The following is a 22,537-nucleotide window of genomic DNA, read 5'->3' as shown; positions in this document are numbered from 1 at the left end:
GTCATGTGGAACGAAAACATAACCAGAAATTAGCTATTGACGCCATAGTCGTTTGTTATACGAAGTTGCAATGCTTATCAATGAACTCTTGCGGATTACACACTACTGTCGAACAATCCACGTATGCGAAGCACGCTTTAGCCTTTTTGATAAAGTTTATGTCATTTGAAATCAAAAAGCTTACCCCCAAAGCTGACACTGCATGTTGCATATCATTACTTGAAGCATTGAAACGATCTTTACCCTTTTTGGTTTTGGTAAAATCATCTGCGTAATAACCAGCCCAATTCATTAGACTATATGCACGCGCAACAGCAGTTTGCGGTGTGTCCTCGAAGTAATCTGTAAGATCAAAACTACTATTTTCCAATTTAAACGTCGCTTCAATAGCATGTACCACATGCTCGACCTCAAGATTTTTTACTTCTAAGGCTTTAATCTCTGGCATATCTCTAAATTGCTGAGGACCTAATTGTTGCTCACTAGCAATATCAGGTGCTTGCAACGAGGACGATTTTACTCTCAACTCATCCAGTTGACTTTGCATGTTTACGAAATAGTTTCTTAACGGTTCATCAAGCTTTTCGATGCCAATCGAAGCCAATTGCGCTTCACAATTAGAAATTAAAGTACTCAAGTTCACCTTTAACTTCTCGTTGATTTCGGAAAAACTTTCATCAACTGGTAACCCCGAAATTTTACGAGAGGATAACTGACTAACCTCCATTAGAGCAGTAATACCGAGGTCTTCATTTGATTGTTTGTTTTCTAGATGTGCACACCATATATTTTCTGGTTCTTGATTGCTAAGTGTACGTTGTAATGGCTCAATATATTTAGCATCTAATTCAGCTAGAATATCGATATGTTCTTTGCGATATTCAGCCTTTGAAATTTGCAAAATTTCATCAAGAGTAACATGAGAATAAACGACCGTTATTTGTTCAGATTTGAGAACATGTTTAAGTAGTATGAATAGGTCATTTTGAGACTCATCTATTTTTCGTTGGCGCAAATCACTCAATGTATTTTGATCTAAATAGATCAGGAAACTCATAGACTACCTCCATTCATATAACGAATGACATGGACTTCCCCTCATCCAGACTCTGCCACACTTGGTGAGTCTGAGTAAAAAACGTTCGGAGGCCACCATGTCACATATTATCTATAACATCGATTTAGCTAAACATTCTTTCAGTATCCACGGCGAGGATACCAGAGGCAATCCCCTGAACCACAAAACAATATCTCGAGAAAAGGTACTCACATTCTTTGCCAACTTGCCGCCTGCCATTCTCTTTGAATAGTACTTACTCAGGTTAACCGATGTATGGATAGGGGGACCGCTTTACCCCTTGACACACCAAAGGCTCATATGTGTTATAGCTCGTGTACCCGGTTATACCTTCCAGTTACAAGCTTTAGCTAAAGGTTGAACTTTCTCATCAAGTTTGTCCAAGTTAAAGCTAACTGTTTTTGTCGTTCGATCATTAAACTGAACGACTAACTTTTTCGAGCCAATCATTGACTTGATAAAACCAATATCCTTACCGTTATAAAAGAATGCTTCTTTGTCAGTTGAAATAATCCAATCTGTGGTTACTGCTTTAGCCGAGTCAATTCGATGAGTGACATTCAATCGATCATTACGGTCACCAATGAGGTAGCTGCCCCATTTAATGTAGACTTCTGTCTTATCGTTTAAACACCGCAAAGTAAGAGAAGCTTTTTCTCTGTGGGGACCAATATCGCCTTCATTTACTAAGTAATAGTTCTCAAAGTCGGTTATTTTATCTTTAGATGACCACCCTACCCAAGGACCAAAATATTCTTTGCTCCATTCATCTAATTCCTGTTTCTTAGCTAGCCCTTTTTGATATCCGGATTTAAAGCCTGCTTGACTAACAGGGTTCATCGACAAAGCAATTAAACCTGCTGCTATTTTTGACGAGCCGATTTCTCCCATTTGTTGACCCTGTTTGTATCCATAACCAAACAGGCCCAAAGGAACAGCAACGACTAAGCCAAGTACTGCCACTAAGCTCTTTTTCACATTAAACCTCAATAAAATACGTAACAAAGATATAAAGCTTATTTTTATCGAATAGCATAATAAAATACCAACTATTATGCACTTAGAGCTATAACAGTATTAAACAGCATGCTCGCTTTCCCCAGCCTAATACACGCTTAATTGCACATGATTTTCTTATCAGCATCCTTTTAAGTCAATAGGTTGCATAAAATCATTGTTGCTTAATGGCTGCTTTTTGCTTGGGCAAAGCGAGCATTCGGTATTAATGAGACCTCGTTAATACCAAGTGGAAGAGTTAATTCATTATAATATCAATGTCTTATCTATATCTGTTATGGGAATGGCGAGCATTTGTGGTCTCTTTATTAGCAGATCAATGCTGGCCATTTTTAGCGGCTTCATTAAAACCATGAATGCATACAGTTAATGGTTTGTGCGTCATCGCTAGGCTTTTCGAGAGTTGAGCCGGGCAGGGGATTGATATTGGGCGAAATAAAAAGCCGGACAGTGTTATGCCCGGCTTTTCGTTACTTAGTAATTAGTGCTTAGTGGAAGTACACCAGCATTTCGACCTCATCCCCTTGTTGTGGTTCTGCGGTGAGCGAAAAATGCAGATAGCCAGCTTCGGTGACTGGAATTTGGAGGTATTCATTGCTGCCCCAGTAGTTCGAGACATACTCATGCTCCTCTGGCGTTGGCCAGTTGTTGTGGCTGGCATAGAGCTCAACGTTACCGTTATCCGTATCGCCGTTTTTGTCTGTCAGCCATACACGCACTTCTTCAACACCTTGCGGAACATAAACGGCCGCGTAGCGTTGCTGGTGCACGGTGAGGTTTTGAGCTTGGCCCGATTCCAGCATAACAGGCGCTAAATCGTCTTGGCTCTGTGCCGGCGGCGTTGTTGTCTCTGTCTCTACCGATGCGACTAAGGTTACCGCGTTGAAGTCGGCACGGCCGGCGACGCTGATAAAGTATCTGCCGGGTTTGATGTAGCCTGAAGCGTCGGTTTCAAACGTAACGGCTTCGTTGCTGCCATTGCCGTATTGGCTGAACTCATAGTCGTAGTAATGCGCTTCTTTATCGTAGCTCATGTAAAGGTCGGCATCGCCATCGCCTTGAATGGTGACGTTGAAATGAGTGGTTTTCTCTGGCACATCCACATAGAGCAACTGCTCGCTGTATGCCTTTCCACCTAGCACAATGCTCTGGTTGGCAGTTAGCATCGTTACCTGATCAGAAGGCCCGGTTGGCTCGTTCGGGTTTGGATTCGGTTTAGGCTGCTCTGGTGTGCTGGTACTTGTCACGGTATCCAGCCAACGGTCAAACTCCGCATTGTATTGTTTGCCTAGCTGCTGTACCTGCTGTGCCCATTGAGCGTATTGGCCCGAACGGGAGAGCGCCAACAGGCTCTCAACGTCTTGTGGATGGTTTTCCAGCATGAAGCGTACGGCTAGGTAGCCCCAGCGATAGACACGGTTGGTATCGTGAGAGTAGGTGGTCGCAAACACATCGGACAGGCTCATTTTGCCATTGGCGATCAGGTTAATCGCGTCTTCGTAGCCTTGCTTGTAATGCATGTATTCAGCAAAGCCTTCCAGCCACCAAACAACGTAGCCGTGGGCAAGGTTGTCATTGAACGAGCCGTACTGATTGAAGCGGGCATCCAGATAATGGGTGTATTCGTGCTCTAGGTTGAGGATCGAAAGATCCTCGCCATTGGCGTAACGGTAGGCCACAAAGCGCGGCATATTGCCTGCTTGTGCTGGGTTGCCTTCTAGGTATTGGCCACCGTTGTCTGTTGTGTTGCCAAACAAGAAGGAGGAGTAATCCACGTAGCTGCCATTATTGGCAAACACAACCACTTCCACTTGGTCGTTGTTGTCGTCTGCGACCGGTTGCTGCCCGGTATTGGCGACTTTATGGAAATCAGCTTCTTTTGCGGCCAGTACGTTACATGCTTCTAGTGCCTGTGCATCGGTCAAATCTTGTGAGCGGATGATGGCAGGCCCTTGGCAGTCATAACGGTTCGGCAGTACGTTAGCGGCAAGATCACGCTTGGCCTGTTCGACATCCAGCCCATTCAGGCCTTCCGGTGCATAGAAGCTCATCATCTCTACGGCGGCCAGCCAAAGTTTGTCATGATCGCTACCTAGCGGGTAGCTGGCCATGATCTGCTGCATTACCGCCAGGGCTTTTTGCTTGGTGGCTTTGTCTGGGCTGGCGAGCAAGCGGCCGGTTTCGCGTACCGCGTTATACACGATGAAGCTCGCATCGGTATCCAGTGCCCAGGCATTGTCGCGGGCGAATGCGGCCAGTGTGTCGATATGCTGAGTATGGCTGGCCATATAACGGTAAAATGCATCGTTCATCACATGCCCGGCCATTGAGCGGAACAGGTTGTTCAAGCCGTCTACCCACTGGCCGTCTTGTGCGGTTTCGCGGTTGAAGTGCGTCAATGCCTGCAGCATTGAGTCCATTGTTATCGGTAGCTGCTTAACGTTGTCTACCATCAGTGTCAGGCTCTTCATCGCACCGACTTGCTCCATGCCTTGATCTAATGCATGGGGATTGGCAAGGAACGCGTTGGTCGATTGGGCAAATCGCTGGCTCAGTGCTTGTGAGAAGTCAGGGGCTTGCGCGTTGTAACGAATGTAGTAAGCCGCACGAATAAACTCACCGAGATTCTCTAGTTTACGCGCCTCTTCTGCGTTACCTCGGTAACGGGTGATTTCTTGGTCCAGTGCGATCTGGATGCGGCTCAAATTCGCTTCGCTGTAGATATCGTTCAACGTATCGGCAGGGGCCGAGAACCAAGCGCTGTAGCAATCGTAATCGGCGGCAGCAACGGAAGACACAAGATCAGATGTTTGCTGAAGAGCGGGAATATCACATTGGCTTTGAGCAAAAGAGGAGCCGGAAACACTGGCAAGCATACAAGCCAGCGCTAAACGATGGCGAGGGAAGAGGCGGGTATGAGACATAGGAATACTCACTAGTAACTTATATGTGTAAGCGGGTTTTTATATTCCTTGCATGCAATAAAGTGCAACTAGCATTATCAAATTTATGATGTTAGTTCAGAAAAATAGACTATTTACTCTAAATTTTGGTTATGTTGAGCCCATATCAGGAAGAACAGGAGTATTGAAAGAGGTTACTAATTATCTATTTATCATGGAATTAAACGCCATGAAATCCATACAAACTCCACATAGGCTCCATGTGTTCTCCAAGTTGCTGCTTTAGATTATGGGCATCAGTTAAGGAGAATGGACAATGAAAAAAATATTCAACAATCAACTCGGCACGAAGTTTGGTTTCGTGTTGTTTTTGTTTGTGTTGTTGCAGATCCCGGTATCTATGGTCAGCGGGCTTATTTCCGAACGTTCGCACCGCCAAGATGAGGTGAGGCACGAAATCGGCCGTAGTAGCAGTGGTGAGCAACGTATTATCGGCCCTTTTATTAGTGTTATCTATAACGAGCCAGTATGGATTGAAGGCAAAGTTAATTTGCTAGAGCGCCGTAAGTTCATTTTGCCAGAAACGTTTGATATGAACGCGCATTTAGACAGCTTTGAAAAGTACCGAGGTATTTATCGCGCGCGGTTATATAAGGCCCAGACAGCATTGAAGGGAACCTTTGATCTCTCCCCGTTGAATGCGCTTAGCCAATATGAGATCACCAAGGCCAGCATGGTTGTTGGTATCCGCGATAGCCGAGGGTTAATTCGATTGGATGATATGACGCTAGGTGGCAAGGCATTTGAATTGATCCCCGGTACAGGTTTGAAACAGCTCCCACAGGGTTTTCATAGTGTGCTCGACCTCAGTCAGTTAGATATCGCGCAGCCACTGGATTTTGATCTGAACTTTTTGCTGCAGGGGATGGGAGAATTACAAGTTACGCCAATCGGTAACAGAACGAATATTGAATTAGCATCGGCTTGGCCACATCCAAGTTTTATTGGTGATTACCTGCCTGTCTCGTCGGAGATATCTGAAACCGGGTTCAAGGCACAATGGGCAAGCAACAACTTTTCGACCAATATTTCTCAGCTGTTTGAAAATTGTATGTCGTCAGCGTCATCATGCCATGAGCTAGAGCAGCGGCAAATGGGCGTGGATTTGATTGATCCGGTTGATCACTATCTGAAGTCACACCGCGCTGTGAACTATTCGCTGCTGGTTATTACGTTGGTTTTTGCCAGTTTCTTTTTGCTAGAGCTGTTTCAGGCTCGTCCGCTTCACCCGGTTCAATACGGTTTTGTGGGATTGGCGTTGGCCTTGTTTTATCTGTTGTTGATTTCGATGAGTGAACATATGGGCTTTAATTGGGCTTATGTTATCTCGGCATTGGCTTCAACGGGTTTGTTGAGTGTGTACGTGGGCGGGATGCTGGGCAATAACAAGCATGGCATGGTTTTCGGGGTTTCTTTGTTGTTGCTATATGCCATGTTGTTTGGCCTGCTTCAGGCTGAAAGCTACGCGTTGTTGATGGGAACGCTGCTATGTTTTGTTATTCTGAGCTTGGTAATGGTATTAACCAGAAATATCAACTGGTATGAGCGTAGCCAAAAAATATCAGAGGCGATTGCTAACGAGAAAAGTGAAGATGCTAAAAATTAAAGAATTATATAATAACAAGAGCCGCGTATGCGGCTCTTCAGCGGTAACCATGCCTCTGTTTCGTTTTTCATTGAAGTATGCATTGCTCAGTATGCTGATGTTATTCGTTTTAGTGGTTATTGCTGCCTATGTTCGCGATAGTTTTGTACGGCCGACATTGGGTGATGTGTTGGTGGTGATATGGCTTTATTATTTCTTTGCTTCTGTTATTAATCTACCGGCTAGAATACTGGCTATCGCCACGGTATCGGTAGCATTTATGGTAGAGCTTGGACAGTATTTTAAAATTGTACAGTGGCTTGGCCTTGAACCATCATCACCGTTGCATATTGCTCTTGGCGCGACATTTGACTGGCGGGATCTTGTTGCCTATTCCGTTGGTGGTGTGTTGTGCGTAATCATGGATAAAAAGCCATTAGTACGTTGACTATCAATGGTTTTTAAATGAATATTTTGGGAAATATTGATGTTGGACTAATGGGAAACGTCTGACGCTGTTAAACGCTGTGAGTGTTATAAATGATAGAGACATCGATGAAAGATATTCTGTTAACCGTGTTAGATGAAAAGCAATGTGATGATGATATTGAGTTAATAACAGAATGTGAGCTTGATAAAATTATCGCATTTGATCCGCATGAAGAATATCTTGCAGAAGTGGGGCTATGCTTTTTTGTTGAGCGTTTCGATATGCACAAGAAAGTCGACTTTTCTCAATTGGAAAGTGAGTTGGGTATTAAACTGCATCCATCAGTTGTTGAATATTTCAGCTGTTTCTGGTCTCCGTCGGTTAAAATCGTTAACGAGAAATCGGCTTCTGATTCTTATCCTGATCCTGAAATGTACATGGACTTTTTTGAAAGCCCTGAGGCTGTCGATACGTTGCAGCAGACAATAGCACGCTTAACGTCGGCATTTTCAGATGCAGAATTAGATGGTGAGCTTTACGTTCCTATTGGCAGCAAGCAAGACGGCTGGTTGATTGCCGTTAATAACAATACCGGGGCCGTTGCTTTATTGGGCCATGATCCGCTTGGTATCGAAATCAAAGCTGCATCTATTTACGATTTCTTTAGCTAAGAATAAAAATACTACGCATAAATTGTTTAACGCATATCAAGATAGGTGCCTATTTATCTACTAGCTCGTCTATAACCAAGGATAACCATCCATTATGAATGTTGTTTTTTAGAGCAAACACTCTAAAATAGCAGCTACGCGGTTTTGTAGGTAAGTAGGTAGAATCATGAGAGTAAGGCCCCTAGTTCTTCTGACATGCTGTGCGGCATTAGCGATGCCTGTATCAGTACTGGCGGAAGCCCCGCCAGCCCAGTCAGCAGTGGTAGCGCAGACTCGCCAGCAGCCAGTGACTTTTTTGGATGCTTGGCAGGTCGTTCTAAGAGAAAGCGATGCCTTGGCAGCCGAGCAGGCGAATATTGATCGTGCAATGCACCTGCAAGATGCAGCCAAAGATCTTTACCTGCCTAAAATCACCGCATCGGCGAATTATACGCGTCTTGATAGCCCCGTTGAAATAAAGCCTTCTGATTTACTCGAGAGTATGCCTGCCGGTGATACTCTTGGGCCTTTGTTGGGGCAATTGGGGATCGCAGGCAAACTTGACCCGCTATTTACTTCTCAGCTTACTGAACGCGATATTTTTTCAAGCTCTATTCGGGCTATCTGGCCTATTTTCACCGGCGGTCGTATTTCTGCCGCTCAGGATGCCGCAAGCGGCAAAACTCAAGAAGCTAAATATATGCTGGCAATGAAACAGCAGGCCAAGTTTGAGGATTTGTCGAAATTTTACTTTGGTGTTGCCTTGACTCAGCAGGTGTTGCAAACACGAATAGATGTCGAAGCCGGTTTACTTGAGCACTTTGAGCACGCGAAGAAACTCCAGCAACAAGGTCAAATTGCCAAAGTGGAGCGGTTGCAGGCAGAAGCGGCCTACGACAAGGCCAGAGTCGAGCGGCAAAAGGCCGAGCGGGGCTTGGAAATTGCCCAAGTAGCCTTGACCAAACTACTTAAACTCCCACAACCGGCAACGCCATCGACGGCTTTGTTTACCAATGTCTCGCTACCACCGCTTGATGGCTTTGTTCAGGCGACACTGGCTGGTTATCCTGGGCTTTATATTCTAGATGCCAAGAAAAAGCAGGCATCAGCTTTGATTGATGCCGAAAAAGGTAAATATTACCCAGAAGTTTACCTGTATGGTAATTACCAATTGCATGAAGAAGATACGCTGGCCGCCAAGACAGCCCCCGATTGGGCCGTTGGTGTCGGGGTGAATATCCCGCTGCTCGATAACAGCGGTCGTTCCGGCAAGGTGCAGGCAGCTCGCAGTGCGGTGACTCAGGTGACGCATTTGCGTGCACAAGCCGAGCAGGATTTGTCGGTCTTGGTCGAGAAGACTTACCGTGAAGCTTTGCAGTCGCTGGAAGAATATAACGGTTTGGCATCAAGCCTTGCCTTGGCGGAAGAAAATTTGCGCTTGCGGGAGCTCGCCTTCAATCAAGGGCTATCGACGTCGGTCGATGTTGTCGACGCCCAGCTCTACATAGCCGGTGTTCGTACCCAGCGAGCCGCTGCGGCCTATCAATATGTTATTTCGCTGTCTCGCTTGCTTGCGGTGAGCGGTAACATCAATCAATTCAAACAATACCAGCAATACCAAGGTGTAGAGGTTCAGTCATGAGTAAATCCAAATCTTCAGCCGCATTAGCTGTGGCAATTCCAGCGGTAGCGTTGGTCGGCTGGCTTGGTTACACCTTTTGGGATGCCTACCAGCCTGAACCCGTGCGCATGCAGGGACAAATCGAGGCCCAGCAATACAATATTTCCTCCAAGGTGCCTGGCCGTATTGATACGGTTTTGGTTCGCAAGGGGGACATGGTTAACAAAGGGGATTTGATCTTTACCCTGCTCAGCCCTGAAATCGACGCCAAGTTGATGCAGGCAAAGGCGGGTGAGCAGGCTGCCGATGCACTGGCCGAGCAGGCTGAAAAAGGAGCCCGCCAACAGGAGATCCAGGCGGCGGGTGATCAGTGGCGCAAAGCCAAGGTTGCCGCCTCGCTAATGGAAAAAACCTATCAGCGGGTCAATAACCTCTATAAAGAAGGGGTGGTGGCCGAACAGAAGCGCGATGAAGCCTTTACCCAGTGGCAGGCGGCTCGCTACACCGAGCAGGCTGCGTACCAGATGTATGCGATGACACAAGAAGGGGCCAGAACCGAAACCAAACGTGCGGCACAGGAAAAGGCAAAAATGGCAGCGGGTGCGGTGGCAGAAGTCGAAGCCTACGTGGCGGATACCCAAATTGCCAGCTGGTTCAATGGTGAAGTATCCCAAGTGCTGCTGCATGAAGGCGAATTGGCTCCACAGGGATTCCCCGTGGTGAGCGTGGTTGATATGAACGATGCATGGGCGGTGTTCTATGTTCGTGAAGACAGCCTGAGTCATTACCAGCCGGGTCAGGAGTTCAGTGCCAAGATCCCTGCGCTTGGTTCGCAGGCTTACCGTTTTAAGGTCAGCCATGTGGCAGTGATGGGGGATTTTGCGACCTGGCGGACAACGGATGCCAGTCAGGGCTTTGATATGCGTACCTTTGAGGTTGAGGCCCGTCCGGTAACGGCGATCGAAGGGTTGCGCGTAGGCATGAGTGTCGTGATTGACCCGCAATAATCGTAGCGGTGGGCTTTATGTATACACAACAAACTCTACCGGAAGCTGGCGTGCAGCCTAGCTTTGGCGCACGTTTGCTGCGGGAATGGCAGTTGATTCGCCGCGATGGCTGGATGTTCTCAATGGTGACATGGCTGCCGTTACTGCTGTGTGCCGTGATGTGGGGGATCTTTTCAGCAGGCATAGCCCGTGATCTGCCGATAGGTGTCGTTGATTTGGATAACAGCACGCTATCGCGCCAGTTGATCCGCACTTATGATGCCAGCCCGGTGATGTCAGTGGCATCCTCCTATACGCAAGTTAACGAGGGTAGCCGTGCGCTGAAGGGCGGTGATGTCTATGCCGTGTTGGTGATTCCGCCCAATCTAGAGAAGCAAACCAAATTGGGGGAGTCACCCACAGTGACGGTTTGGTACAACAGCCAGTATATTTTGGTCGGAAAGCTGATCAACTCCGCGGTATTGCAGGCGCAAGGTACATTGAACGCGCAGGTTGAAACGCTGAAGAACATGGCGATGGGAAGCCCCGTTCCGGTGCAGGCCTTGGGCAAAGCGCTGTCGTTGCGTTCTCAGATCACCCCGCTCTATAACAGCAACAGTCATTATGGCCAGTTTTTGGTGGCGGCGGCCATTCCGGCCATTTGGCAGATTGCCATTGTGATCACCATGGTGATGGCATTGTCAGCCGAGAGCCGTAGCAGCACGATACAAGCATGGGCAGGGGGGCAGCCGCTGTCGGCATTGGTTGCCAAGTTGTTACCATACCTGTTTCTTTTTGCGCTTCAGGGGCAGATTTTCTTCTGGTTCCTCTATGGCGTGCTGGATTGGCCGATGCATGGGCATTGGGGCATTATCTTACTGGCTCAGGTATTGATGGTTCTTGCCTGTCAAGGTGTTGCCTGCCTGTTTTATTTGCTGCCGTTGGATGCCACCAAGGCCATGAGCTTCGCGGCGGGCTTCACCGCGCCGGCTTTTGCCTTTGTTGGGGTGACCTTCCCGGTTACTGATATGCCTGCCTTTGCCCAATGGTGGCGGGCGATGCTGCCGGTATCGCATTATCTCGATATTCAGCTGCATCAGGTCAATCATGGCCAATCATGGGCAGAAGCGATGCCTCAGTTGGCCGTGTTGTTGGTTTTCATGGGGTTATTTATAGTCGCCTGGCTGCGATTGAAAACTCTGGCTGCAGTTAACCGTCAACCTGTTGTATCAGAGGGCAAAACGGTATCGGAGGGAGGCGAACGATGAGTTGGCGCGCTTTGTTCAAGTTTGAGTTGCGAGCAATTTTCACCAATCAATCGTTGCTCTTTACGGTGTTTGGCGGGGTATTGATTTACTCGTTTTTGTACCCACAGCCTTATATCAAGCAACTGCCGCGCGAGCAGCAGATTGTGGTGGTCAATCTTGATAATACTCAATTGAGCCGTCAGTTGGTGCGGATGGTAGATGCCACACCACAGGTCAAGGTTGCCGCCCATGCGGGCGCGTTGGCAGAAGCCAAAACCATGATCAATGCCGGTGAGGTGCAGGGGCTTTTGTTGATTCCTGATCACTTCAACCGCGATTTGCTGATGGGTAAAAGCCCGACGCTGGCTTATGCCGGCGATGCCGCGTATTTCTTGGTATACGGTACGATTGTGGAGGGGTTGGCCAATGCCGGCGGAACCATGGGGGCTCAGGCCAAAGTTGCCCGTATGGTAATGGGCGGTGAGAACCTAGAGCTTGCCGCTGATCACTATACTGCGATTAAGCTCAATGCCCAGCCGGTGTTTAACCCGACGATGGGTTACATTAATTATGTCGTGCCAGCGGTATTCGTGTTGATTTTGCACCAGACGCTGCTGATTGCCGTCGCATTGCTTGGTGGCGGCCAAGGGGAGTATTACCGGGCGGGCCATACGGGGTATTGGGTGCAGTATCCGGCATGGCGTGTTCTGCTGGTACGCGGTATCTGTTTTACGCTGATCTATATCCCGCTGTTGATGTATTACTTTGGGTTTAGCTTCGAGTATTACGGTATTAGCCGCCTGGCCTCGATATATCATTTGGTGCTAATCGCCGTTCCGTTTTTGTTGGCGGTTATTTTCTTGGGAATGATTGTTGGCCAGTTGATCCCAAGGCGGGAGTTGGCGACGGTGGTTGTGCTGCTTAGTTCATTGCCATTGGTCTTTTCTGCGGGGTTCATCTGGCCTGTTGAAATGATCCCAGACGGGATCGTGGCATTGGCCCAGTTGGCGCCATCAACGCCGGCCATCAATGCCTTTTTGCGGTTGAATCAAATGGGGGCCGAGTTTAATCAGGTTATTGGCTGGTGGGGGCAGTTATGGGTGCAAACTGTTGTCTACGGCGTGATCGCCACTTGGTTAATCGTGCGGGTTAAACGGCGCGGAAAAACACCGATTAAATTATCTTAATTAAAGAGGCAGCCCCCTTTTGATGCAATCTGAGGGGGCTGTTTTTGTTTATTGCTGCTGGGTTGCTGGCGCCACATAGGCTTTGGTGCCCCATAGCGGCACGGTAGACAGGCTGTGCTTGAAGCTGCCGTCAGTCTCTTTGGTGGTGTAGGACAAGTAGAGCAGCGTCTGATTCTCAGGATCATAGATGCGTCTTACTTTCATGGTCTTGAAGAAAATACTCTTCGATTGTTTGAAGACCACTTCGCCCGATTTGCTCTTGTCGATCTTGGCGATCATTTCCGGTGTGATATCGCCGGTTTGGCGGCAGGAGATAGAGCTGTCGCTTGGGTCAGACAGGCTAAGATCCGCTTCAACCGAGGCGATATGACAGGTAACACCAGTTACCACCTCATCTTTCAAATGCCCGATCTTGATGTCTTTCAAGGTGAACATCCCTAGTGAAACATCCCCGACTTCGTTGTCGGAGCAGCCTGTCAGCAAGGTACCGGCTGCCAAGCAAAGCGCAATTAATCGTTTTGATTTCATTCTTATTTTCTCCACTTATATCCAAGCACTTTGGCGCTGCCTGAGCATATATTGCTGTGATAGTAGCATATGCCTGTCTAACATCTGCGTCCTTTTTGCCCATTAATCCTTTGGTCTTGCTGTTTATTTAGACTTGGTACTGAGCTGCCAGAGTGTTTCGGCTTTGCTGCCGATAAGCCAGAAACTCAAGGCTAGCCCGGCAAAGAACAGTGTCTTGTGCATTGAATCCCAGAAGTATTCGAAATAACGGGTATATAGGTTAATCAGCAAAAACGTCATGGCAAAACCGCCTATGAGCTTGTCATTGGTACGGATGCCATAGATGAGCAGCCCGATACAACTGGTGATGGCCAATAGCGCCCAGTGTAACAATTCTGTTTGGGCTACTTTTGCCCATGATGCTGCGTCGCCGTAGTTGCCGACAATCGATATGATCCAGAGCGATGAGAGCAGATAGAGCAGGCCGATGAAGCGGCTGGGTTCATAAAGGGGATGGTATTTGGGATGACCCTGTAGCCATTTGGCACCGGCCAGAACAATGCCGCCCAGTATGAGCATTCGCCACGGTATATTGAGGCCAAGAAAGTAGCCTTTATCATTGGATAGAACGCTGGTTTGCTCTATTCCCCATCCGGCAAAGAATAGCAGGGCAAAAGACCAGATAAGCATACTGCGTAGCTTGAAGCCAAGAACGGCCAGAATCAGGGTCAATGCGAGTAGGAACCAGGCAATGTGTACCCCTTCGAATAGCGTTGTCTCGCGGATGAAGCCAGCAGATACCGAGGTGAATAAGACCCCGAAAAAATAGAGAGCTTCGTTGCTTACCTGCTTATCTGGTGAACGAATGCGGCGCTTGAAGCCGAAGCGGAAGGCAAACGCAGCAATGGCGGCACTGATAACGGCCAGCACACTGGCGGGTGTATCAATGAGCTTTGCCAGGAGCATGAGTAAATAGTCATCAGCTAATAGCACACCGACGGAAATGACCAGACAGGTAATGGCAATCCAGAAGGAGTAGACGGCCAATAACTTCCAGTTAAAACCGACAATGTCATAACTGGTGTTGAGTGATGCAGCTTGAGGCTCTGATATTAGGCCTTCTTGCTGCCAATAGGAGATTGCCTGTTTTAGGGTGGCAGCCTGTTTCTTGGTGACTTTCATCGCGGGCTCTTAAAACAAAAACGCAGCCTGAAGGCTGCGTAAAGTCGGCTATGAGGCCGACGGTGAGAAGGAGGTGTGGATATATCGCATAACATAGGAAATGCGTTATTGGTCATTCTCATTATCGGTAATGGCTTCTGGCATGAATGTCAGAATGTGCTGTTCGGATGTCAGCGTCAAAATATTATTTTCCAGTGATGCGTTATTCCATTCTTGCAGTGATTGGGTCATGACAGCTTCAATGGTGGCTTGGTCGTCTTGAATACAGGCCATTTTTGTTGCCCCCATGTTAGCAAGGCGGAATTTATTGCTGTCACGGATCTCTGCTTGGCCAAAAAAACGATTACAGCCGCTGAAGCCTGATACTTTCAAGTCGGCATCAATGGCCATGCCTGGGATCGTCCGTGGTTCATTGATCGTGACATCTTTGCCATCAACCTTGGTCAACACCCAACTTTGCTGGATATTTTGTACGGAAAATCCTTGTGGGGTCTCAGATTCACAACCCGTTAGAAATAATGGGATGGCGAGTAACGGGAGCAGCCACTTTTTCATAAAATCACCTTCAAGGAGCTCTGGATATCTTAATTTCTGCAACAGGTGTTGCTACTTGGGTATAATAGTAGCATTTTTATTTCATAACCTTAACGTACAAAAAACTGTCATTGGGACTAACCGCGGCCAAAATAGTTAACTTCACCATCTCTGAAGCTAATATCTTGGTTTTTATCTGGACGGTATCCTTCGAGCGCATTTTTGGCTTCGCAATAGCTGCCGCCTTGGCTGAATATTTTCCTCGAGCCATCAATAGCGCGTTCTGCATCTCTGCGCACGGTAGGGCTTGCATTGCGATCACTAAACACCATTTGTTTTTGGTTTAGCAGCCGGGTCAACTGTTGTTCGCAGATGTCTTCGTTGTCCGGAAGGGCATTATCATCTGTTGATGCACTGTACGCATTGAAAGTGTTAAGGGCGAGAACAAGGCCCATAATTATTGTTTTATATCGCATTGCTCACCCCAGTAGAAGTGGAAAATCGTGATTATAATTGCTCTGGCGGTATAGGCAACTGTATGTTTGCTGATAAATCAGCTTATTGCTCGGGTATATGTAAATTAATGGCGTTTCATTGAGTTTGGTTCAGGAATATTTATAGAAGAGGGAGCTTTTCGAGGCATTTGCGACACAAGCATTTTTCGGTATCAATTCCGGAGGTATCCCTCGGGGCAACGGTGGAGCACCAACAGGTTGAACGACCGGCGCTGAGATCGCAATGGGCGGGCTCACCGCATTGACTGCACAGGTGAGTGGAGGCGATACCGCGGATTTCACCCATGATTTTTTCTTGCTGATTGTCATTAAGAGTACGCCACAGCTCAATTTCTTTCATTGTACGGTGGCAACCGCTGCAAATACCGTTGTTATTTTTGCATTTTGCAACACAAGGGGTCTTCATGATGGTCTCGAATTGGACGGCTAAAAACAGCGTAACATTAGCATAGTGTCAAACTACTTCATAGCGGGCGAGTTGCCAATGACCGAAGGAATGAACGCGCCCGGCATGATGATGCGTAGGCGCGTGATAAGCGCGTGATAGGAGCGATTATTGATAGGTTGGGCGGTCGCGTTTGCGCCAAATCGTCATTTCCGACAGGCTGTGTTGGAACTTGCGTTTGGTCTCTCGGATCACGAATGGAAGTTCTTTGACGGCGACCAGCTCGAAGTGGGGGATTAGGGTTTCGGTCAGTCCGTCGAGTGTTGTGAAGTTTTCCCCGTTGATTTTGATCCCGCCAAGCCATTTGTCTTTGTCGGTATAGCTTTCGAGCCACGTATAGGGCGATGTGATGACCAAGTATCCGCCTTCGTTGATCCGCTGGTGGATGGTGCTCAGAAACTGTTTGGGATCGTTCAGGCGGTCAATCAGGTTTGAGGCATAGATCAGATCATAATGGGTGAACTGGGGCTTGAGATTACAGGCATCCCCCTGACTGAAATGGATTTTATCGCATAGTGACTGATAGCCGAGTTCCTCGAGGGTGACGCTTTTGAATTCGACTAAGTCGCCTTCGGTTTTAATGGTATAGCGTTTTTCTCCTTGTTCGGTTAGTGAATATGCCTGCTGGATAAACCGGGCCGAAAAGTCGATACCGTCAACATGGTCAAATATCTTAGCCAGCTCGAAGCTGGCTCTGCCGACAGAGCAACCAATATCCAGTGCTTTTGTGTGATGGGTCAGTTGAATTTCTCGCAGGCATTGTTGGACACCGTTGATACAAAAGTTAGGGACTGAAAAGTATTCATCACCATAGTGGAATTCTAGGTATTGGGAGATCAGTTCATCGGTCTCATAGACATTGAGAGAAGCCATGCTATCGGGCGATTGCTTGGATTCGATATAGCGGAAACCGGCATGTTGGTAGAAATGGCGGCGAAACGCGTAGCGTGATGTCCGGGTGGATTCATTGCCGGTTGATATCCATGAACCGCCTTTGATGAGGGTATGTTTGCCATCAAATGTCGGGGTGGAGAAATCATCGTAGAGCGGGTGAACGGCAAAGCCGGGGAAGCCATCAATACAGGTTTCAGTCCACTGCCAGACATTGCCAACGATGTCGCAGAGCCCTTCGGACTGGAAGCGGTCGACAGGGCAGGACGACGCAAAATAGCTCAGTTCGATATTGCCCGGAGGCTCGTGCCAATGGGGGGAGTCACTGGTGATGCTTTGCCGCAGTATGTGCCATTCGGCTTCGGTAGGTAGCCGTATGGAACGCTGTATTTGTTCGGCTTTCCAGTTGCAGAAAGCTTTGGCCTCTAGCTGGTTGACTTCCACGGGCCAATTTAATGGCAGTGGGATCTCTTCGGTTAGGTTGCGCTGGAAGTAGCGGTTGTTGTGGTAACGCCAGAAACGGGGCATTAAGGCCTGGGTATAGGCCAGCCAGGCTTGGCCTTCTTCGCTCCAGTATCGATGTTGGCGGTAACCATCGTCATTGACAAACTCGAGGTATTCTTCGTTGGAGACTAGGTATTTTGCGGCCTTGAACGGCTCAACCTGAAAGGATTGCTTACCGTATTCGTTATCCCAGCCGTAGGTCTCGGCATCGGCCTCTTTTCCTAACATCACATTGCCACCAGTAACGGACAGGAAGCAATTGTCAGGGGAAGGCCCGCTGTCTTGGCAAGCTGGCCAGTCTGGGTGTGGGGTGATGCTGGCAAGAGGGAGCTGGCGGATAATAACCGATGAGGTTTCTAAATGGATCCGCTCATGTTCGATCCCCATCAGGATTATCCATGCGGGGCATTGTGCGGTAATTGGCAGATCCAAAGGCATGTTATCGATAACGTTATTGACAAGGCTGCAAACCTCATCGCGGTATGCTTTCACCTCTGCAACGCTCGGCCAGTTGTAGTGGCTGTCGTCAAGATCGTCCCAAGACATTTCATCCACCCCAATGGCGAACATTGACTCGAAGTGGCTGTTGACGCGTTTGTTGATGTATTTGCCTAGTTTGAGTTTATTAATATAGAAGGTGGCAGTGTGGCCAAAATAGAAAATGAGCGGATGGCGCAATGGCTCCGCTTTAAGGTAGTAACCTGACTCATTGTTGATGAGTGAGAAAAGGGATTCGTAGAGCTGCCAAGTGTGATTGAAAGCATTTTTGAGTTCTTGGCGTTTTTGGTTGCTATCTCTCCCGGATAAGAGGACAGTTTTTGTCGCGTAAGGTAGATGTTCATTCATCTATTTGTATTTCCATTTGATTTAATCCTAAAACCTAAAGATAGACAGTGAATTGGATTGTCACCAATCGGCTTTTGTTTCATGTTTATCTGATAGGTGGGCACAGCAAAGGCAAACCTCGGCAGGTGAGAGATGGCAAGATATCGTCGTAAGTGGACAATACCTACTTGGATACTGGTGGGGATGGGATTAATGCTGAATATTATTTCAGCGCTATTAACCAATTTTTATATTGATGGTGCAACCCGGCAGGCTAACGACCTTTTGCAGCAGCAACAAGCCAATGACAAGCTGATTAATTTAGTATGGCAGCAGATAGAAACCCTAGAGCGAAAGCGTGAGCATACCCTGGCTCTGTTAGCCGTCAGTGATATGGCAGGACAGGCATTGCCAGATCCGGTTCGCGAGGTGTTACAGCAGGATATTGCTAACGTATTGCCGGATTTAACCATCAAGCTAACGATGAGTGAGATCCCATACCTGATGCAGCAGTTTGATAGGCTACAGCAATCTCAACGTGAAAAGATCAATACGTTGTATTTTGATAATCAGGGACTTATTAAGCAGCATGCGGGAAAAATGGAGAGCATCTCAATATTGAGAAATCTGGCATTGTTTCTTCAGATCATGGGGTTGGCACTGATATTGGCGCGTGATTTGAATCGCCGGGATTATGCTCGCTAGATAAGGGAAAGACCCTGCGTAACAGGGTCTTTATGAAAGGGTTAGGTGATTATTTGTTGGTTGAATGGAATGCGAACCGTGACGATTCTTTACCATTCTCAGTACGGGCTTTGTATTTGATAGAGCGAGAGTTTTGCAGAGTTAAAGGAATAAATACGCGGCCGTTTTCATCTGTTTTGTAGCTTTTTCGTTGCTGAGGTACATTCGCGACAGATACCGATGCATTGGCTGCAGGTTGACCGTTTTCAGTAACGGTAACCCATGCCCCATTATGGGTATCGGCAACACGGATATCTGCGAATACAGATGTTGACATTACAATTGCAGCGGTAGCGGTTAGTACTTTCAAGCTAGACATAATCTTCACCTCATTGATCAGTGGCTGATGCCATATGTGTTTGCTTTTGTGATTATTATTGTGATGCGCATCACATTCAGAATAATAGACCTGAAAGGAGTCGTTATCTTTCAAAAAAGTGACTAGTATTCGATACTGCATAAAAATCAAAGTGTTATGTTATAAACTAAATTTTCACTGAGTATAAACTCGTAGGTTGGTGTTGAGAGTTGGCGGTTGAAGCCTAATTCCTCATTATCAAGCCCAATGTAATTATAGTTAATTACGGGTCAATTCATGGTTAAATATTCCATACGATTGACGTTAATGATTGATATTTAAGTTCTAGTATTGATTTTTTTCACTTTAATGAAATTATCCACTGCTAGTACGTTGTCTATACCTCTATGGATCATTGCTCTAATATGATGATTAATTTAACGTTATAAAATAAGAGTCAATTTGGTGTATTTTATAAAACGTACAATGGAAGTTGATTAAGAGCTGAATGTTACGCGCAAGGAGAGCGAGAAGATGGCGACAATAAGGCATGCAGAAAAAAGTGATGCGGTAGCAATTAGGGATATATATGCCTGTCCATCGGTGTATGCAGGGACATTGCAGCTGCCGTTTCCGTCGATTCAGACATGGGAGCAAAGGTTGGATTCTCAGCCGGCCCATCATTACAGTTTGGTTGCGGAGGTGAATGGGGTAATTGCTGGCCAGATTGGAATTTGGGGGAATAGTAACCCACGGCGGCGCCATGTAGTGGGTATCGGAATTGGTGTTCGGGAAAACTATCAAGGGCAGGGGATTGGCAATCAATTACTTGAAGCGGCCATCGATCTTGCTGAAAACTGGTTGGGGGTAACTCGTATAGAGTTGAGTGTTTACACGGATAATACGGCTGCCATTGCATTTTATGAAAAATGGGGGTTTGTTATTGAAGGAACAGCTTGTAATTACGCTTTTAGAGATGGTGAGTATGTGGATGTGTATAACATGGCACGGATAAAGAGTGCCAATTAACATCAAGATCGATGATGCAGAAGAAGGGCAGGGACATCTAAACCCTGCATAATGCTAGTCAGTATAGCTGTTGGTATCAGGCGGTAGCCGCAGCCGAGATAGGACTGCGCATTTCATAGTATTCGATGTTTTCTGAAATCATATTGACCCTAATTGCATCTTGTTTAGTCATTACGTGATTCATGCCTATTTTTTCCAAGACTTTTCCTGGATGAGGTTCTCGGCTGAAGTGCTGGCCATAGATCAAATCCAAATTGAGCTTGTTAAATCCAAATTCGGCGATTCGGGTTGCAGCTTCGGTACAGTAACCGTTGCCCCAAAAAGGCAGGCCGATCCAGTAACCGATTTGGGCACTTTGGGATTCGATGTTGTGGAGGCCAACACACCCGATGAGCTGTTCGTTACTTTTGAGAGTGATGGCATAAATGGCGGATTGGCCGCTGTTCCAGCCAGCCAACAGCCTACCGATCCATTGACCTGCTGCGCCATTAGGATAGGGGTGAGGGATGTTGATGGTGCCATTAGCGATTTCGATCTTGCCAGCAAGCTCTTGGACCTTGGTGGCATCGGCCAGTTGAAATGGTCGGAGGATTAGCCTGGGGGTTGTCAGTAATGGTTGGCGAGTCATTGTTATTCCTCTTTAGTCGTATCTAGTCGTAGTTAAGCCTTGTTGACATTTTTTGACCAGTACCTAGATCAAATTACAGCGTGAATATTGTGCAAAGCGTATGCAATTAATGCGATTGTGTGATGGGGCTGCGAATAAAGATAAGTTAGTTTGCCTATTTTATAAGGCGGATGTGTAAATGTGACTTGCTAGACAAAATGCTTTTTTTTCAATGTCTTGATGAGCAGTTAGTGCCTATTGGTGCTTAATAAGTAAATCTAGATCACAAAAAACTTGCAAAGTAGGGATTGCAAAAGTATCCTGTGCCTCTTATATTGAATTTGTTGGTAACAAAAAGAGGTGAAATCAGTAAAACAATTGACTCCGAAAAAGTCTGCGTTATATTCATTTCTAGCACCAACAGTTCTTTAAACTCCCCAACTTCATTGCAATAACCAAGCTTGAGAAAACAAAGCGCTTGAGATTGTTCTATTGTTGTTTGTAGCGAGTAGTGACGTTTTACTTTCATCTTAATGTCATAGGGATGTAATAGACGAAAGGGTAAAGTAAAACTGTTTAAATGAGTAAGAACGGTATTAAGTATTGAGAAATATCAACCTTACTCGTTTTGGATAAATGAGAGGTGAATGATGAAAAATAGAAGCCGCCGTCAGTGGTTCTATCACAAGTCACAGGTTAGCAGCCTGAAAATGAAATCAAAATAATTGTATCTAGGCTCAAAGCCAATATTTTGATTGACCATTAAATTTGCTAAAGAAGATGCCAGAAGCACCTAGTGATCCAGTGTTTCTGGCCTAATTTTCTATTGTGTTTATTGATATACGTAACCGCTAATTTGCGCCGTTTCTGGAATAGATGAAACTTTCGCACCGCCAAGATAAATATTCCCCCCCACGACAAGATAATTAGGTAACTCCGTAATAGCGGTATTAGCTAAATATAGATTTCCGCCTACGTATAGATAGGGTGGCAAATTTTTAATTTTTGTTCCCATGAGACTGAGATCCCCTTTTACATGTAGGCCATTATTTAAATAAGTGATCGCGGAGTGGGCGAGATTAATGTATCCACCAACAGCCAATTGCGAGGGTAATTGCGTGATATGGCTATAGGCTAAATCCAAATTTCCTTTCACTGTGAGCTTATTAGGTAAAGCCGTGAGGCGGGACATTTCTAAGTTTAGATTGCCTTTTACAATAAGTGGGTCTGGCAGTGAAATACGACCGGCGCCACGTAGTGAGATGTTGCCATAATTATCGGTGTAGTTAAGTAGTTTGATATTGGAAACAAACTCGTTCCCGTAGCTATGGTTAGGATAGCTGGCAATACCTGCTGTGCCGATTAGGCCGACAACACATGCAGCAGTACGAAAGAGGCGACGTAGAGCTTCTGATTTTCCTGATAAAACATGATGTTGTGTGCCGTTCATAGTTATCTCTGGTTATTTTTCGACAATAGTTCTGCGCGGAGTTTTCCATTTATTGGCAAAAATATCAATGATTTGGTTGTTGATGATTGCCGATGGTGAATGTTCCTTACTCCTTACTCCTTGCTTTGGCTATCTAGTTACCTTGTTTGTCTGTGGGATCAGCCTTGAGTATGGGCTTGCGTTACAAATATTCGTGCTCTGCAAGGTGATTTTTTATTCGGAGTGGTTCAGGAGTCATGTTT

General features: G+C 46.6%; 22 protein-coding genes. 9 read left to right on the top strand and 13 right to left on the bottom strand.

Going from position 1 to position 22,537, the window contains the following annotated elements:
• Positions 1-55: 55 nt before the first annotated feature.
• The 3 genes from ABT56_RS18710 to ABT56_RS18700 form a co-directional block, all read right to left on the bottom strand.
• Positions 56-1,057 carry a hypothetical protein gene (locus ABT56_RS18710; protein WP_047880428.1) on the bottom strand — a complete coding sequence of 334 codons (1,002 nt, stop codon included), beginning with the start codon at positions 1,055-1,057 and terminating at the stop codon, positions 56-58.
• A gap of 345 nt (positions 1,058-1,402) precedes the next feature.
• Complete coding sequence (locus ABT56_RS23360) at positions 1,403-2,056, bottom strand: type VI secretion system-associated protein TagO (protein ID WP_053062561.1); 654 nt, start codon at positions 2,054-2,056, stop codon at positions 1,403-1,405.
• A gap of 527 nt (positions 2,057-2,583) precedes the next feature.
• On the bottom strand, positions 2,584-5,019 hold the full coding sequence (locus tag ABT56_RS18700) for a M9 family metallopeptidase (protein WP_047880427.1): 2,436 nt from the start codon (positions 5,017-5,019) through the stop codon (positions 2,584-2,586).
• 295 nt (positions 5,020-5,314) lie between these two features.
• Between ABT56_RS18700 and creD the strand changes: the two genes are divergently transcribed.
• The 7 genes from creD to ABT56_RS18665 all read left to right on the top strand — a co-directional run bounded on the left by creD (position 5,315) and on the right by ABT56_RS18665 (position 12,764).
• Complete coding sequence (creD, locus tag ABT56_RS18695) at positions 5,315-6,664, top strand: cell envelope integrity protein CreD (RefSeq protein WP_047880426.1); 1,350 nt, start codon at positions 5,315-5,317, stop codon at positions 6,662-6,664.
• Positions 6,651-7,091, top strand: coding sequence for a ribosomal maturation YjgA family protein (locus ABT56_RS18690; RefSeq protein WP_047880425.1), 441 nt, complete (start codon positions 6,651-6,653; stop codon positions 7,089-7,091). Before creD ends, ABT56_RS18690 begins: the two co-directional genes overlap by 14 nt.
• Positions 7,092-7,198: 107 nt before the next feature.
• Positions 7,199-7,744, top strand: coding sequence for a SecY-interacting protein Syd (locus tag ABT56_RS18685; RefSeq protein ID WP_047880424.1), 546 nt, complete (start codon positions 7,199-7,201; stop codon positions 7,742-7,744).
• A 166-nt stretch (positions 7,745-7,910) separates the two neighbouring features.
• Positions 7,911-9,365: a TolC family protein gene (locus ABT56_RS18680; protein ID WP_053062560.1), complete on the top strand. Its 1,455-nt coding sequence runs from the start codon at positions 7,911-7,913 to the stop codon at positions 9,363-9,365.
• Positions 9,362-10,351, top strand: a complete 990-nt coding sequence (locus ABT56_RS18675; protein WP_047880423.1) for an HlyD family secretion protein — start codon at positions 9,362-9,364, stop codon at positions 10,349-10,351. The genes ABT56_RS18680 and ABT56_RS18675 overlap by 4 nt, the downstream gene beginning before the upstream one ends.
• A gap of 17 nt (positions 10,352-10,368) precedes the next feature.
• The gene (locus ABT56_RS18670; RefSeq protein WP_047880422.1) at positions 10,369-11,598 is read left to right on the top strand and encodes an ABC transporter permease; all 1,230 of its coding nucleotides are present in this window, start codon (positions 10,369-10,371) and stop codon (positions 11,596-11,598) included.
• Entirely contained in the window at positions 11,595-12,764 is a 1,170-nt protein-coding gene (locus ABT56_RS18665; protein ID WP_047880421.1) for an ABC transporter permease, read from the top strand. The genes ABT56_RS18670 and ABT56_RS18665 overlap by 4 nt, the downstream gene beginning before the upstream one ends.
• Positions 12,765-12,812: 48 nt before the next feature.
• Here the strand turns inward: ABT56_RS18665 and ABT56_RS18660 are convergent, their stop codons facing one another.
• The 6 genes from ABT56_RS18660 to ovoA all read right to left on the bottom strand — a co-directional run bounded on the left by ABT56_RS18660 (position 12,813) and on the right by ovoA (position 18,188).
• A complete protein-coding gene (locus ABT56_RS18660) occupies positions 12,813-13,292 on the bottom strand; it encodes a CreA family protein (RefSeq protein WP_047880420.1) in 480 nt (159 codons plus the stop codon).
• Between the two features lie 123 nt (positions 13,293-13,415).
• Positions 13,416-14,453 (bottom strand): hypothetical protein, encoded by a 1,038-nt coding sequence (locus ABT56_RS18655; protein WP_047880419.1) that lies wholly within the window; start codon positions 14,451-14,453, stop codon positions 13,416-13,418.
• Between the two features lie 105 nt (positions 14,454-14,558).
• On the bottom strand, positions 14,559-15,008 hold the full coding sequence (locus tag ABT56_RS18650) for an META domain-containing protein (protein WP_047880418.1): 450 nt from the start codon (positions 15,006-15,008) through the stop codon (positions 14,559-14,561).
• 116 nt (positions 15,009-15,124) lie between these two features.
• Entirely contained in the window at positions 15,125-15,463 is a 339-nt protein-coding gene (locus tag ABT56_RS18645) for a hypothetical protein (RefSeq protein ID WP_157037909.1), read from the bottom strand.
• A 139-nt stretch (positions 15,464-15,602) separates the two neighbouring features.
• On the bottom strand, positions 15,603-15,842 hold the full coding sequence (locus ABT56_RS23735; RefSeq protein WP_420835135.1) for a cysteine-rich CWC family protein: 240 nt from the start codon (positions 15,840-15,842) through the stop codon (positions 15,603-15,605).
• Positions 15,843-16,055: 213 nt separating this feature from the next.
• Positions 16,056-18,188, bottom strand: a complete 2,133-nt coding sequence (gene ovoA / locus ABT56_RS18635; RefSeq protein ID WP_047880415.1) for a 5-histidylcysteine sulfoxide synthase — start codon at positions 18,186-18,188, stop codon at positions 16,056-16,058.
• Positions 18,189-18,380: 192 nt separating this feature from the next.
• Here ovoA and ABT56_RS18630 point away from each other — a divergent pair, with 192 nt between their 5' ends.
• Positions 18,381-18,872 carry a hypothetical protein gene (locus tag ABT56_RS18630; protein ID WP_240478357.1) on the top strand — a complete coding sequence of 164 codons (492 nt, stop codon included), beginning with the start codon at positions 18,381-18,383 and terminating at the stop codon, positions 18,870-18,872.
• Positions 18,873-18,921: 49 nt separating this feature from the next.
• Here ABT56_RS18630 and ABT56_RS18625 read toward each other — a convergent pair whose 3' ends face one another.
• On the bottom strand, positions 18,922-19,230 hold the full coding sequence (locus ABT56_RS18625; protein ID WP_047880438.1) for a hypothetical protein: 309 nt from the start codon (positions 19,228-19,230) through the stop codon (positions 18,922-18,924).
• 513 nt (positions 19,231-19,743) lie between these two features.
• Between ABT56_RS18625 and ABT56_RS18620 the strand changes: the two genes are divergently transcribed.
• Positions 19,744-20,238 carry a GNAT family N-acetyltransferase gene (locus ABT56_RS18620; RefSeq protein ID WP_047880413.1) on the top strand — a complete coding sequence of 165 codons (495 nt, stop codon included), beginning with the start codon at positions 19,744-19,746 and terminating at the stop codon, positions 20,236-20,238.
• Positions 20,239-20,314: 76 nt separating this feature from the next.
• On the opposite strand, the gene ABT56_RS18615 is transcribed toward ABT56_RS18620, so the two are convergent.
• The 3 genes from ABT56_RS18615 to ABT56_RS24555 all read right to left on the bottom strand — a co-directional run bounded on the left by ABT56_RS18615 (position 20,315) and on the right by ABT56_RS24555 (position 22,295).
• Positions 20,315-20,866 carry a GNAT family N-acetyltransferase gene (locus ABT56_RS18615; RefSeq protein WP_047880412.1) on the bottom strand — a complete coding sequence of 184 codons (552 nt, stop codon included), beginning with the start codon at positions 20,864-20,866 and terminating at the stop codon, positions 20,315-20,317.
• Positions 20,867-21,128: 262 nt separating this feature from the next.
• On the bottom strand, positions 21,129-21,374 hold the full coding sequence (locus ABT56_RS24050) for a hypothetical protein (RefSeq protein ID WP_157037908.1): 246 nt from the start codon (positions 21,372-21,374) through the stop codon (positions 21,129-21,131).
• 303 nt (positions 21,375-21,677) lie between these two features.
• Positions 21,678-22,295: a hypothetical protein gene (locus tag ABT56_RS24555; RefSeq protein ID WP_053062559.1), complete on the bottom strand. Its 618-nt coding sequence runs from the start codon at positions 22,293-22,295 to the stop codon at positions 21,678-21,680.
• Between the last annotated feature and the right edge of the window lie 242 nt (positions 22,296-22,537).

It is taken from the genome of Photobacterium aquae, from assembly GCF_001029445.1.
In the GTDB taxonomy this organism is placed as follows: domain Bacteria; phylum Pseudomonadota; class Gammaproteobacteria; order Enterobacterales; family Vibrionaceae; genus Photobacterium; species Photobacterium aquae.
The sequence above is the reverse complement of the archived record's forward strand: the minus strand, read 5'-3'. Positions and strand labels throughout refer to the sequence as shown.